Below are 14,612 nucleotides of genomic sequence, written 5' to 3'. Positions count from 1 at the left end.
CTGCTTCACGCATACCTTGCATACAGTCACGCATTGCACCCACACCTGGAAAAACAATTTTGTCGGCTTGTGCAATTAACTTTGGATCATTGGTCACATCGACTGTAGCACCCACATACTCAAGTGCTTTAGCAGCTGAGTGTAGATTGCCCATGCCATAATCAAGTAACGCGATACGTGTCATTAGAGGCTACCTTTTGTCGATGCAATCGTGTTTTCTGCACGTGGATCAACTTCACATGCCATACGTAAAGCACGAGCAAGTGCTTTGAACACACTTTCGATTTGATGGTGGCTATTTTTACCTTTTAAGTTATCGATGTGTAAGGTCATAAGCGCATGGTTTACGAAACCTTGGAAAAACTCAGAAAATAAATCGACATCAAAGGTACCGATGCGCGCACGAGTAAATGGAATATCCATGAATAAACCAGGACGACCAGATAAATCTACAACAACGCGAGATAAAGCTTCGTCTAATGGTGCATAAAAATGACCATAGCGTTTTAAACCTTTTTTATCGCCTAAAGCTTGTGCAAAAGCTTGTCCAAGCGTGATACCACAGTCTTCTACGGTGTGGTGATCATCAATCTCGAGGTCTCCATCACAATGAATATCGATATCAAATAAGCCATGTCGCTTGATTTGATCAATCATATGGTCTAAAAATGGAACTCCAGTGTTTAGTGTGCCTTGACCAGTACCGTCGAGATTTAAACGAACTCGAATTTTGGTTTCATTGGTATTTCTAACCACTTCACTGATACGTTGCGTCATGGACACGTTCCTCAAAAAACGTCAAAAATGATTGGATGTTAACGACAATTTCGCTGTGACGAATTCGTGACAGCATCATAGTTTGCTCAGGAGGGTTAATCAATGCCTATTACCGTACATGCTTATAGTTCTCTAGATAATTCAGAGATCCGCGATCAGCTTGAGCGACTGTATGATACAAGTCCGGAGTTTGGTGACGGGCACGATGCGATTGAACAACTTGAACAAGATTTACAACAGTATACCACGCTATACACTGCCGAATTTAACACCAAAATTATAGGTGCAATTTGGTCTTCAGGACAAGGCGAAAGCAAGGTCCTTGAATATATTGTTGTGCACCCTGCTAACCGTGGTCGTGGGGTAGCTGAGCGCTTAGTTGAAGAAGCTTGCCGCATAGAAGAGTCAAAAGGTGTTAAAACTTTTGAGCCAGGCTGTGGCGCGATTCATCGCTGTTTGGCTCACATTGGTAAACTACATCACTAAAAATTTCTATTATTTTGTAGTTGTGATTTAAAAATAATCACTTGTTACAAAAAACGCGGAAGTTGCTTGACGTCTTCTTGTAAACATTGTTTAATACGCCCACTTCGGCGTGATAGCTCAGTAGGTAGAGCAACGGATTGAAAATCCGTGTGTCCCCAGTTCGATCCTGGGTCTCGCCACCATTATTTGTGTTTTCAATCCCTGATCCCATCAGGGATTTTTTTTAAGTATAAAAAATACTCATTTAAATCAGAAACTCAGGATAATTGTTGACTATTGTTCTGAGATACGGCTTAATACAGGCCATCGGCGTGATAGCTCAGTAGGTAGAGCAACGGATTGAAAATCCGTGTGTCCCCAGTTCGATCCTGGGTCTCGCCACCATTATTTGTGTTTTCAATCCCTGATCCCATCAGGGATTTTTTTTAAGTATAAAAAATACTCATTTAAATCAGAAACTCAGGATAATTGTTGACTATTGTTCTGAGATACGGCTTAATACAGGCCATCGGCGTGATAGCTCAGTAGGTAGAGCAACGGATTGAAAATCCGTGTGTCCCCAGTTCGATCCTGGGTCTCGCCACCATATTCGAAAAAGCCCCATTCATAATGTATGGGGCTTTTTTCATGCCTGTTTATTTAATAACAAGATTAAGACTTTACCTGTGTATAAATCTCATTTTATCCACAAGCAAAGAGGGTTATCCCCAATATCGCCTTAAGTTTTTAAAAATGGCTCAACTGAAACGTGGTTCTAATCATGAGAACTATCACGAATAAGTCGTTTTCCTAAACACACGGCTTCTACCTCGTCATAGCCAAGTTGTTCGTAAAAATTCAATACATTCAAATTGTCTTTACGGACTAATAATTGAAGCTTTGGGCAACCCCGAGCGATGAGGCGCTTCTCAAGCTGCTGAACGAGCGCTGTAGCGATTCCTAAGCGTTGTTGGTGGGGGTGAACAGCCAAATAGTTGATCCAGCCTCTATGACCGTCGTAGCCGCCCATAAGCGTACCAATCAGTTGCTCATCTTTAATAGCAACTAAAAACAAATCATCCTGTTGTGAGACTTTCCTGAAAATATCGGTTTCCGGATTATTCCAAGGGCGGGTCAGTCCACAGCTTTCCCATAAAATAACGACATCATCCAGATCTGCATTTGTAAATTGACGAATAATAAACATATGGATTTCTACTTTTTGTTTTGATGTGCTCAAAAGATAAAATAAAAATTCGGGCTTGAGCAGTTTTTTATTAATAATTTAAACAAATAAAAAAGCACCCCCGAAGGAGTGCTTGGATTCAACCAGTGATTTAAGCTGATTTTGCAACTGGTGCTGCTTGAAGCATTTGACCTGTTTCTTCGAAGTTTGCATGCCAAGACAATGCTTCACGAAGTAAGTGAGGGGTATGTCCACCTTTAGCACATGCACGGTCAAAGTAGTCATTTAATGCATCACGATAAAGTGGGTGTACACAATTATCAATAATAGCGCGAGCGCGTTCACGAGGCGCTAAACCGCGTAAGTCTGCTAAACCTTGCTCTGTCACTAAAATATCAACGTCGTGTTCACTGTGATCAACGTGGCTTACCATTGGTACGATAGAAGAGATATCGCCGCCTTTAGCAATTGATTTGGTTACAAAGATCGCCAAGTGAGCGTTACGAGCGAAGTCACCTGAACCACCAATACCGTTCATCATTTTAGTACCACACACGTGAGTTGAGTTCACGTTACCGTAAATATCAAACTCAAGCGCAGTGTTAATGCCGATAATCCCTAAACGACGAACCAATTCAGGATGGTTAGAAATTTCTTGTGGACGAAGCACTAATTTGTCTTTGTAAGCTTCGATATTGCCAAAAACTTTTTCACCACATTTTGCAGAAAGGGTAATTGAGCTACCAGAAGCAAATTTCATTTTGCCTGCATCAATGAGTTCAAAAGTACAGTCTTGTAGTACTTCTGAGTACATGATGAGGTCTTCAAAATCAGAATCTTTTAAACCTGTTAATACAGCGTTGGCAATAGAACCAATTCCTGCTTGTAATGGACCAAGGTTTTTCGGTAAACGACCTTCTGCAACTTCTTTATTAAAGAAAGCAATTAAGTGGTTTGCAATGCCTTGAGTCTCATCATCTGGAGGAGTTACTGTTGATGGTGAGTCATGTGTATCGTTAAATACAATACCTACAATTTTTGCAGGATCAATTTGGATTGCTGTTGTACCAATACGCTCATCCACTTTTGTTAATGGAATTGGAGTACGTGTTGGACGGTAAGTCGGAATATAGATGTCGTGCAAACCTTCAAAGCTTTCGCTTAGAGAGGTGTTGATTTCAACAATAACTTTTTCGGCAAAAATAGCAAAGCTTGCAGAGTTACCTACAGAAGTTGTTGGAATAATACCGCCATCTTCAGTAATCGCGATTGCTTCAATCACCGCAACGTCTGGACGTTTAAGTTGCTGGTTACGCATTTGCTCAACAGTTTCTGATAAATGTTGATCAATAAACATAACTTCGCCGTTGTTAATCGCACGACGTAAAGTGTTGTCTACCTGAAATGGCATACGACGAGATAAAACACCTGCTTCCGTGAGTTGTTTGTCTAAGTCATTACCTAAGCTAGCACCCGTAATTAACGTGATTTTTAACGGATTTTTCTTTGCATGCTCTACAAGTGCTTGTGGAACAGCTTTAGCTTCACCGGCACGAGTAAAACCACTCATACCAACGGTCATTCCATTTTCGATGAATTGCGCAGCTTGTTCAGCACTGATGACCTTGTCATGAAGAGAAGCTAGGCGAATACGACTTAAAGACATTGGACATCCTCAATATTGTCAAAACATACGGGATTTTAGCTATGAAAAATTGAAAAGTGCATAGGTGTTAGGCTAAGGTCTAATTTTGTAAATAAATGGCGGTATAAATTATATTTATGGTTTTTATTTAATTGATTTTTATTGCTTTTATTTATCATTAAAACAAGGCTTTTAATTGCTGATTGATCAAATTAAAAGCGCTCACTTAATGTTTGTTTTATTTTTTCCAAAGGATTTGTCGTGGTATTTTCTTCGGTAGTCGGTTTTGGGATTGGCAAAGAAATAATAACTTCTAAACCACCTTGTTCACGATTATGAATTTGAATCTCACCATGATGAATATCGACAATACGTTTAACAATAGCCAGCCCAAGACCACTGCCTTGGATGGTTCTTGCTGAGTCTCCGCGGACAAAAGGTTGCATTAACTCTTCAATTTGATCTGCCGGAATGCCTTCACCATGATCAGCAACAGTAATTAAAATAGATTCATTTTCAACTTTTGCACTGAGCTCTATCGGTTCAGCACCATAGCGTTTTGCATTATTAATCAAGTTGGCAATCAATCTTTTTAAAGAAAGACTACGTGCCGGAATAATAGGTACATCCTGCATCTCGAATTGAATATCGAGAGGTTTAAATTGCACAACAAGTTCTTGCAAAAGCATGTTGATATTGGTGTCTTTCAACTCCTCATCTGAGCCATCGCGCATGTACGAAATGAACTGATTAAGAATTGCATCCATATCATCTACGTCATAGACCAAACCTTCACGCAAAAACTCATCAGGCAGCATCTCTGCTGTTAAACGTATGCGTGTAAGAGGAGTGCGTAAATCATGTGAAATACCCGCCAACATAATACGTCGCTCACGCTCAGTCTGATCGAGTGTGTAGACCATACGATTAAAGGCTTGGTTTACTTGACGAATTTCTAACGGACCGTGATTGGTATCAAGGTAGGGCGCTGTTCCAGATTTACTGTATTCATTGGCAGCATTCTGCAAACGACGCAGGGGGCGGTTCATCTGTCGAACCAAAATTAAAATAATGATAGCCGACAGTAATGGAACACCCACGACCCAACCCACTAAAAGCTCAGGACTGTAGTTGGCATAGGTTTTTAAAGGCTCCCGAACCCAGTTGCCATGCATTTCAGGAGTTTGAATCCAAATGCGTGGGCTCGGTTTAAACTGAAAGTAAACGGTAACGTCTTTAGTCCCAATTTCATTTGCCAGCTTTTTTTCGACGTGATTGGTAAAAAACTCGGCAATGACCTTTTCTCGGACACTTGGATATTCTTTGGGGTTGGTAACGTATTCAATACCGACTCGATTACGCAACCACGCATCAATATCTACTTCATTTTCACGATGAAAAATTCGTATATCAGGATTATTGACGAGCTCAAGCTCGACCGCAAGATAACGGGCGTGCTGTTGAATTTCAGGTAAATAAAGAGTGCGCCAAAAGAACCATAACGACATAAATAAGCTAAAGAACACCACCAGCAGTACCAGAATAGTGGTACGCATGGCAGCAGAACGTGGCTTTATTTTATCGAGAAAACGTTCCCATCGAGTCCGTTTACGTTCTGAATAGGCAACGTAATCGGTAAAGTTCTGTGGGGCGATTGGTTCTAAACTCACTCTATCTTATCTCAAGCTTATTCAGCACCATCTGGAACGAATACATAGCCGACACCCCATACAGTTTGGATGTAACGTGCACGTGCAGGGTTATCTTCAATTAAACGACGTAAACGAGAAACTTGAACGTCAATTGAACGTTCCATTGCACCCCATTCACGGCCACGCGCTAAGTTCATCAATTTATCGCGTGTTAATGGTTCACGTGGATGTTGTACCAATGCTTTTAATACAGCAAATTCACCAGTTGTTAAGGTAACGATTTGTCCTTCGCGTGTCAGTGTGCGGGTAGACAAGTCTAAAGACCATGGGCCAAAGCTAACCACTTCAACTTGTTGGCTCGGTGCACCCGGAACTTCACGAACTTGGCGACGTAATACTGCACGGATACGTGCTAAAAGCTCATTTGGGTTAAATGGTTTTGGCAAGTAGTCATCTGCACCAGCTTCAAGACCGGCAATACGGTCTGAATCGCTACCACGTGCTGTTAACATGATGATTGGCGTATCAATATTTGATTGGCGTAAACGACGGCAAATACTTAAACCATCTTCAACCGGTAACATAAAGTCGAGTACGATAAGTGAAAATAACTCACGTTGTAATAAACGGTCCATTTGCGAAGCATCGTGGGCAGTTTTTACAACAAAGCCTTTATCTTCCAAAAAACGTTGCAAGAGGGTACGTAAACGCACATCGTCATCGACCACTAAAATACGTTCGACACGATCCGTTTCGTTGTGTACGGTTTCAGGATGTTCAGCAGGTACAACTAAACTCATGATGTACTCCCTTTTAAAGTCATAATTTATATATTATTGGGTCGGATAGGCTTATTGCCAACAAGCCCTCAGTATAATGCTGATGTTCTTGTTTAGACTATGTATCAATTTGCTCAAAATTACAATTTTCAAGGTGGTTTGAAACCAAAAAACAACATCTTAAGCCCATAATTTAGCAAAGACCGACCTAAAACAACAAATGGTTAAATTTATAATAACTCTATAGTGATAACTAATTGTTTCAAATCAGTTATTTGAAATAAATATAATAGACTTTTGATTGCTGAATAAGATAAAAAAATTGAGTAAATAACAAATTAGAAGAATAAAGTAGTGCTCAACCTCAATGTTTTTATCTTCTGGACTATGTATCAATATGATCATTTTCTCATAAATTATATTAATTTTTTGTCACGTTCATGACATAAGTCGTACGTTTATATTTTTTAAAGATTAAAAGGTAGGGTTCAGTTTTAACTTTTTCATACTTAAACCACTGTTTTTACGTGCTCTAGTAGTCGTAAAAAGTATAAATATTCAGAGTCAATACAAAAAAACGTTTTGAATACGCAAACAAGTGTGGATTTTATGGGCTTGGTCTTTATAATCAGTGCTTTTAAACTTTATCCTTGTGGGATCAAACACGATGACTGACTTAGTTCAGCAGTTGGCAAGTGAGCTTGCCGTACGTCCAAACCAAGTAGAAGCTGCCATCCGCTTAATTGACGAAGGTGCCAGTGTTCCATTCATTGCCCGTTACCGTAAAGAAGTAACACAAGGTTTAGATGATACGCAGTTACGCCAATTAGATACTCGTTTAGCGTATTTACGTGATTTATATGAGCGCCGTGAAAAGGTCATTCAGTCATTGCAAGAACAGAATAAATTGAATGATGACTTGTTGGCGCGGGTGAATGCAGCCGAAACAAAAAATGCTTTAGAAGAAATTTATGCGCCGTATCGTCCTAAGCGTACAAGTAAGTCTTTTAAAGCAAAAGAAGCAGGTCTAGGACCGATTGCTGAAAAAATTATTGCAGAACAAGTTGACCCGACAGAAGCATTGGCTGGTTTTAGTCATGAAGACTATCCAGATGTTGAAAGTCAGTTAGATGCGATCCAGCATATTCTGATTGATGACTGGGCACAAAATATTGCGCTTACTACAGAATTAAAAGCAACTTTTGCAAAAACTGCGGTTTTAAAAAGTACAGTTGCTTCTGAAGAAAAGAAAGAAGTCGGTAAAAAATTCCGTGATTACTTTGAGTTTTCTGAAGGTTTAAACAAATTACCTTCACACCGTTTATTGGCGATGTTACGTGGACGTCAAGAAAATGTATTAGGTTTAAAAGTAGATGGTGAAGATGATGCACCATTAGCGCGTATTGAAACTGAATACAACCTTGAGCAAATTCAACCTCAAGCACGTCAAGATTTCTTAAAACAAACTGCAAAATTATTCTGGTTGGGTAAAGTTCGTCCTCAAATCGAGCATTCATTGCTAACAGAGAAACGACTTACTGCCGAAGCAGAAGCAATGCAGGTATTCGCTGAAAATCTTCGTCATTTATTATTATCAGCGCCAGCAGGTGGTCGAACTACTTTAGGTGTTGACCCTGGTATTCGTACTGGTGTGAAACTTGCAGTAGTAAGCGATGCAGGTGATGTACTTGCTCATAGCACGATTTATCCATTCGCGCCTAAAGAAGATAAAGAAGGTTCTATTGCTGAACTTGCGCGTCTATGCCGTGAATATAATGTAGAGCTTATTGCTATTGGTAATGGTACAGCTAGCCGTGAAACAGAAGCTGTAGTGGCTGAAATGATGGCTGCTAATACAGACCTTAAATTAACACGCGTGACTGTAAGTGAAGCGGGTGCATCTGTTTACTCTGCAAGTGAGCTTGCTGCTGCAGAACTTCCAGAGCTTGATGTTTCAATTCGTGGTGCAGTGTCGATTGCTCGCCGTTTACAAGATCCACTTGCTGAACTTGTTAAGATTGATCCGAAATCAATTGGTGTAGGTCAATATCAACACGATGTAAACCAAACTGGTTTAGCAAAAACTCTTGACGCAGTAGTTGAAGACTGTGTGAACGCTGTTGGTGTTGATGTAAATACTGCTTCTCCAGCAATCTTGGCTTATATTGCGGGTTTAAACAAAGCGATTGCTCAGCAAATTGTTGAATACCGCAAAGAGCATGGTCGTTTTGATAACCGTCAAGCTTTGAAAAGCGTACCACGTTTAGGCGAGCGTACTTTTGAGCAAGCAGCTGGTTTCTTACGTATCCAAAATGGTTCTGAACCTTTAGATGCTTCTGCGGTTCACCCTGAGAGTTATGGTCTTGTTGAGAAAATTGTTGCAGCAAAAGCGACAACTGTGAAAGACATTATTGGTAATACCGAAATCATTCGCCAAGTAAAAGCTGATGAATTTGTTGATAACAAATTTGGTTTGCCAACAGTACAAGACGTATTAGCTGAACTTGAAAAACCGGGTCGTGACCCGCGTCCAGAGTTCCGTACTGCTAAATTCCGCGAAGATATTACTGAAGTGGGCCAATTGACAGAAGGTATGCAACTTGAGGGTGTGATTACTAATGTCACAAACTTTGGTGCTTTCGTTGATATTGGTGTACATCAGGATGGTTTAGTTCATATTTCTGAATTAGCGAATGAATTCGTTTCTGATCCGCATAAAGTTGTAAAACCGGGCCAGATCGTACAAGTGCGTGTTATGCAGGTTGATGTTGAACGTAACCGCGTGAACTTAAGTATGCGTGCTGAAGGTTCTGCACCTGTAAAAGCACAGCGTCCACCACGCCGTGAACAAAATACAGAACAGCGTTTTGAGCGTAAGCCTCAAGGTAAACGTCCTCAACCGCGTAAAGATCAAGCTGAACGCCCTCAGCGTAGCAAGCAAGAGAAACCACAAGAACAAAAGATTGGTGGTTTAGGTGCATTGTTATTACAAGCAGGAATTAAAGGTTCTAAATAAGAGTCTTTAATTGATAAAAAAGGCCTCCAATTGGAGGCTTTTTTTTATGGGTTAAAATATTACTTTTTTAATAATTATATAAAAGCAAAATAAGAAAAAAACAGTCGTAAAGATGAGGTGAATCTTAAGATCAACAAATCGTTGTTAAATACACAATTAAATACACAACGTTATAGCATAACTAAACTTTAATGATATTCAGTTGTTCGACATCATCAACCCAGCCTTGAAGCATTTACTCACTTTCAGGCTGTAATAGTACAACTTTGCTTATTTCTTTATATTATAAATGGTTGTTTTATGTCGGTTTTAAACCTGAAAAATAGATTTCATTTAAAAGACCTCTTGTCCGGAGTTGTCGTATTCCTCGTGGCATTACCGCTGTGTTTGGGTATTGCTTTAGCCTCAGGTGCTCCCATCATCTCTGGTATTATTGCAGGTATTGTGGGCGGCATTATTGTGGGTTTACTGAGTGGTTCTCACATTAGCGTTGCAGGCCCAGCGGCAGGGCTGACTGCTGTCATCCTTGTACAGTTAGAACAATTAGGCGGCAATTATGCCGCCTTTTTATTATGTATTATTTTTGCCGGTGTTCTACAAATTCTATTTGGATTATTTAAGTTAGGGTTCTTTGCGAACTTTATCCCAAATAATGTCATTTTAGGGTTATTAGCCGCTATTGGTGTGATCCTGATTGCCACGCAATTACCTTATCTGTTTGGACTTTCTGATTTTTCATGGAAACAGGTTTGGACTTCAACACCAGATGCATTCCTTCAACGTTTTGATGGAGGCGCTGCACTTATTGGCTTACTCAGTTTATTTTTAATTTTAGCGTGGGATAGCAGTCCGCTTAAAAAACTAGCTTTACCTTCGGCTTTGATTGCGGTTGTGCTCGCAGCAGTTTTAAATTTTATTTTGGTGAGTATGGGTTCTGCATGGGCAGTGCAAATTGATAACCTCATTCAGTTACCGAATATCTTACAAGCACCCGAAGAAGTATTAATTTTCCCTGATTTTAGCTATTTAGCTGAGCCTATGATTTACACAGGGGCAATCACTCTGGCTGTCGTTGCATCTTTAGAAACGTTATTGAATTTAGAGGCAGCAGATAAAATCGATCCTCAAAAACGTTCTTCTCCTCCTAATCGCGAACTCTGGGCACAAGGCACAGGGAATATCGTTTCGGGCTTAATTGGTGGAATGCCCGTCACCTCAGTGATTGTACGTAGTTCGGTGAATGCAAATACAGGCGCGCGTAGTAAATGCTCTACCATTATTCATGGGGTATTGTTGCTGTTGGCGGTTTTGTTCTTTGTGCCATTAATGAACATGATTCCTTTGTCTGCATTGGCCGCGATCCTTATTGTCACAGGCTTTAAGCTTACTCATCCAAAACTATTTAAACAGCTTTATCAAAAAGGTTGGAAACAGTTTTTACCTTTTATTATTACCTTAGTTGCAATTTTGCTGACCGATCTTTTAATGGGAATTTTAATTGGCCTGTTTACCAGTAGTGCTTTTATTCTCTATGGCAATTTTAATAAAGGTATTCGTGTTTATAGAGAGAAGCGTTTGCATGGCGTAGTCACACGTATTGAACTCCCATCACAAGTCACCTTTCTTAATCGTTCTGCGCTTATTTCGGCATTGGAACACGTACATAAACATCAACAACTCATTATTGATGCAACTCAATGTGATTCGATCGATCCTGATATCTATCAAGTTATTCAAGATTATCAAAGTGAAACGGCTATTAAACGCCAAGTAAATCTTAAACTGGTCGGGTTTAAGCAGCACTATCAAGATGTTGATGATGCGGTACTTGATATTGATATTAGTACACATGATTTGCAACAAAAGTTGAGTCCACAACAGGTCGTTAACCTACTTAAAGAGGGGAACGAACGTTTTGTAAAAAATGAACGTCTTCAACGAGATATTTATCGACAAATTCGTGTGACTGCAGATGAAGGCCAACATCCGATCGCAGCCGTTCTTGGGTGTATGGACTCACGTGCACCCACCGAAATGATTTTTGATGTAGGTATTGGTGATCTGTTTAGCTTACGAATTGCAGGTAATATTGCTGGGCAAAAAGTATTGGGTTCACTTGAGTTTGCTTGTCAGGCTAAAGGTTCTAAAGTCATCGTTGTTTTAGGACATACCGATTGCGGTGCGGTGACGAGTGCATGTCAATTGCGTTTAGAGCAAAAGCAAGTGTCTGATGTGAAGGAAATGCCACATATTCAATATGTACTTGGACCATTAATGCATTCGGTTGATAGCGTATATGACATTATGCAGCCACGTGAATTAGGTAATGCTTTTATTAGTCAAGTCACAGCAATGAATGTTCATTACAACATCCAGTACATTATTAATAATAGCAGCGTGCTTAAAGATATGGTTGATCGAGGTGAGATCGTAGTTGTGGGTGCAATTTACGATGTAAAAACAGGGCACGTTCAGTTTCTTGATTGATCAGTCCTTTAGTTAAAAAAGCGACTTAGTTAAGGCGCTTTTTTATTTGTTATGCGATTAACTCAAAATTACCAGTGTTCACCAGGGAAAATACGTGCATAAGCTTTTTGTGCCCAGTTTAATTTCTCAGTTTTTTGTCCCTTCGCTGCATCTGAACTTGGGAATAAACGGAAACCAATCGACATAAACATATTATTGATGCCTGGTGCTACAGAATAAGTCATTGAAGCTAAGCGACCTAAGTTGGTTGCCATACGTTTCGGGCGTTTCACAATTGCATAAGCAATTAAGTCAGCAGCCTGCTCAGGTGAAAGGGTTGGAACATATTTATAAATTTTAGTTGGTGCAATCATTGGGGTACGAACCAATGGCATATAAATTGAAGTAATTGCGATTTTGTGTGCATGAACTTCGGCAGATAGACAGCGGCTAAATGCATCAAGCGCTGCTTTAGACGCGACATATGCAGAGAAGCGAGTAGCGTTTGCTAAAACACCAATCGAGCTAATGTTAATGATTTGTCCATCTTTACGCTGAATCATATGCGGCAAGATATTGAGAACTAGGCGAACCGCGCCAAAATAATTTAATTGCATCGTGCGTTCAAAGTCATGAAAACGATCATAAGACTCATGTACAGCACGGCGAATAGAGCGACCTGCGTTATTAATTAAAATATCAATGTGATCCACAGTTGCTAAAATTTCTTTAGAAACTTGGTCAATCATTTCCATATCGTTGAGATCACATGGGAAAATTGATGCCTTACCACCACGTTTTTCGATATCTGCTTTTACTTCTTCCAAAGTTTCTTGAGTACGGGCAACCAGTAAAACATGGGCACCAGCATCAGCAAGTTTGTTTGAAATCGTTAATCCGATTCCACTCGAGGCGCCTGTCACTAAAATGACTTTATCTTGTACCTTTTCCTGGAACAGAGCTTCTAATTTTTTATTCACAGCATTTTACCTAAGTAGGGGCAGGGACTATTTATTCCGGTATGTAATTTTTATTTTTTACAACCGTAGATTCATCCAGATGAACTCATAAATATTGTCTTTATCTTAATAGATGTTTAAAAATTGTCTAGTCTGTAAATATATGAAATTTAACAATTTATTTAGAGTAAAAACTCTAAAATAGTATCTTAATCCATTAATTATTTTAGTTATAAAATGAACAAGAAAATGAAAAAAGCCTCTATTTCCAGAGGCTTGATAAATAGTTTAAAAGTTATACAGCTGAAAGTGCTTGTTCTAAATCGGCAATTAAGTCATCAATATGCTCAATTCCAATGGAAAGACGAACCATATCTTCACTTACGCCAGCAGATTTAAGCTCTTGTTCATTGAGCTGACGGTGAGTCGTAGTTGCAGGGTGGCAAGCCAAACTTTTCGCATCACCAATATTCACCAGACGAGTAAATAGCTGAAGTGCATCGATGAATCGAGTACCGCCTTCACGCCCATCTTGTACACCGAAAGATAAAATTGCAGAAGGTTTACCTTTTACATATTTTTGAGCAAGCTGGTGCTGCGGATGATCTTTTAAACCTGCGTAATTCACCCATTTTACTTTTGGATGGGTCTGTAAATACTCTGCAATTTTTTGCGCATTTTCAGTATGACGCTCCATGCGGAGATTTAGAGTTTCGAGGCCTTGTAAAATCAAGAAAACACTGAGCGGGCTAATTGCAGCACCTGTATTACGCAATGGTACAACGCGAGCTCGTGCTATATAGGCAGCCTCACCTAATGCCTCAACATAATTAACGCCGTGATAACTTGGGTCTGGCGTGTTCAAAACTTTAAAACGCTCTGGATATTTACCCCAAGGGAATTTGCCGCTATCGATAATCGCGCCACCAATGCTATTGCCATGACCACCAATATATTTCGTAAGCGAATGGATAACGATATCGGCGCCATATTGAAATGGTTTTAATAAGGCAGGGGTAGCAACGGTATTATCAACGATGACAGGTACGCCATATTCATGTGCAATTTTTGAAATTGCTTCTAAATCGATAATATTTCCGAGTGGATTCCCAATTGACTCAACAAAAACAAGTTTAGTTTTATCATCAATTAAGTTACGTAAGCTTTCCGGCTGTTGATAATCAAAAAAGCGAACTTCAATGCCTTGTTTTGGTAAGGTGTGGGCAAATAAATTATAAGTTCCGCCATATAAAGTTGAGACGGAGGCAATGTTGTCTCCTGCTTCAGTAATCGTTTGGACAGCATAGGTAATCGCTGCCATTCCAGAAGCCAAGGCTAAAGCACCAATTCCGCCTTCGAGTGCAGCAAGGCGTTGCTCAAGAACAGCAGTGGTCGGGTTCATAATCCGGGTATAAATATTGCCCTGAACTTTTAAATCGAAAAGGTCGGCACCGTGCTGTGTATTATCAAATGCATATGAAGTGGTTTGATAAATAGGGACCGCAACCGCTTTTGTTGTTGCTTCGGGTGAGTAGCCAGCGTGAATTGCTAATGTTTCATCTTTATAAGTCATGATTACTTCATCTTCGTGAGTTAAATATTGAGCGAGTCTAGCTTAAAAGTTAAATAGAAAATTGCACAAATTCTGGTTTGTTTTCTAATTTTAG

11 protein-coding genes, 3 tRNA genes and 1 pseudogene are annotated in these 14,612 nt (G+C 39.8%); 6 read left to right on the top strand and 9 right to left on the bottom strand.

The window, feature by feature from the left end:
* Positions 1-184 (bottom strand): annotated as a pseudogene (locus tag J655_RS16005) (imidazole glycerol phosphate synthase subunit HisH); the annotation flags it as partial.
* A complete protein-coding gene (gene hisB / locus J655_RS16000; RefSeq protein ID WP_002116767.1) occupies positions 184-777 on the bottom strand; it encodes an imidazoleglycerol-phosphate dehydratase HisB in 594 nt (197 codons plus the stop codon). The pseudogene J655_RS16005 and the gene hisB, both read right to left, overlap by 1 nt.
* Before the next feature lie 102 nt (positions 778-879).
* On the opposite strand from hisB, the gene J655_RS15995 reads away from it, so the two are divergent.
* The 4 genes from J655_RS15995 (at position 880) to J655_RS15980 (ending at position 1,849) form a co-directional block, all read left to right on the top strand.
* Positions 880-1,263 (top strand): GNAT family N-acetyltransferase, encoded by a 384-nt coding sequence (locus J655_RS15995; protein ID WP_002116928.1) that lies wholly within the window; start codon positions 880-882, stop codon positions 1,261-1,263.
* A 106-nt stretch (positions 1,264-1,369) separates the two neighbouring features.
* Positions 1,370-1,445, top strand: a tRNA-Phe gene (locus tag J655_RS15990).
* Between the two features lie 126 nt (positions 1,446-1,571).
* A tRNA-Phe gene (locus tag J655_RS15985) sits at positions 1,572-1,647 on the top strand.
* A 126-nt stretch (positions 1,648-1,773) separates the two neighbouring features.
* Positions 1,774-1,849 (top strand) — tRNA-Phe (locus J655_RS15980).
* A gap of 168 nt (positions 1,850-2,017) precedes the next feature.
* Here the strand turns inward: J655_RS15980 and J655_RS15975 are convergent.
* The 5 genes from J655_RS15975 to ompR form a co-directional block, all read right to left on the bottom strand.
* Entirely contained in the window at positions 2,018-2,449 is a 432-nt protein-coding gene (locus J655_RS15975; RefSeq protein ID WP_002116887.1) for a GNAT family acetyltransferase, read from the bottom strand.
* Between the two features lie 130 nt (positions 2,450-2,579).
* On the bottom strand, positions 2,580-4,094 hold the full coding sequence (locus J655_RS15970; RefSeq protein ID WP_002116671.1) for an acetyl-CoA hydrolase/transferase family protein: 1,515 nt from the start codon (positions 4,092-4,094) through the stop codon (positions 2,580-2,582).
* Positions 4,095-4,129: 35 nt separating this feature from the next.
* Positions 4,130-4,252 (bottom strand): hypothetical protein, encoded by a 123-nt coding sequence (locus J655_RS24635; RefSeq protein ID WP_078210314.1) that lies wholly within the window; start codon positions 4,250-4,252, stop codon positions 4,130-4,132.
* A 33-nt stretch (positions 4,253-4,285) separates the two neighbouring features.
* Complete coding sequence (locus J655_RS15965; protein ID WP_032006387.1) at positions 4,286-5,743, bottom strand: ATP-binding protein; 1,458 nt, start codon at positions 5,741-5,743, stop codon at positions 4,286-4,288.
* Positions 5,744-5,760: 17 nt separating this feature from the next.
* Positions 5,761-6,525, bottom strand: coding sequence for a two-component system response regulator OmpR (gene ompR / locus J655_RS15960; protein ID WP_000060753.1), 765 nt, complete (start codon positions 6,523-6,525; stop codon positions 5,761-5,763).
* A gap of 646 nt (positions 6,526-7,171) precedes the next feature.
* On the opposite strand from ompR, the gene J655_RS15955 reads away from it, so the two are divergent.
* Both J655_RS15955 and J655_RS15950 read left to right on the top strand, forming a co-directional pair.
* Complete coding sequence (locus tag J655_RS15955; RefSeq protein ID WP_032006386.1) at positions 7,172-9,520, top strand: Tex family protein; 2,349 nt, start codon at positions 7,172-7,174, stop codon at positions 9,518-9,520.
* A gap of 300 nt (positions 9,521-9,820) precedes the next feature.
* Positions 9,821-12,007: a SulP family inorganic anion transporter gene (locus J655_RS15950; RefSeq protein WP_017386425.1), complete on the top strand. Its 2,187-nt coding sequence runs from the start codon at positions 9,821-9,823 to the stop codon at positions 12,005-12,007.
* A gap of 68 nt (positions 12,008-12,075) precedes the next feature.
* Here the strand turns inward: J655_RS15950 and J655_RS15945 are convergent, their stop codons facing one another.
* Both J655_RS15945 and J655_RS15940 read right to left on the bottom strand, forming a co-directional pair.
* Positions 12,076-12,966 (bottom strand): SDR family NAD(P)-dependent oxidoreductase, encoded by an 891-nt coding sequence (locus tag J655_RS15945; protein WP_002116932.1) that lies wholly within the window; start codon positions 12,964-12,966, stop codon positions 12,076-12,078.
* 274 nt (positions 12,967-13,240) lie between these two features.
* Positions 13,241-14,518, bottom strand: coding sequence for an O-acetylhomoserine aminocarboxypropyltransferase/cysteine synthase family protein (locus J655_RS15940; protein ID WP_017481748.1), 1,278 nt, complete (start codon positions 14,516-14,518; stop codon positions 13,241-13,243).
* Positions 14,519-14,612 lie beyond the last annotated feature (94 nt).

The sequence above is a fragment of the Acinetobacter sp. 1294243 genome, assembly GCF_000588015.1.
GTDB lineage: Bacteria > Pseudomonadota > Gammaproteobacteria > Pseudomonadales > Moraxellaceae > Acinetobacter > Acinetobacter pittii.
This window is presented reverse-complemented; position numbering and strand designations above follow the sequence as displayed.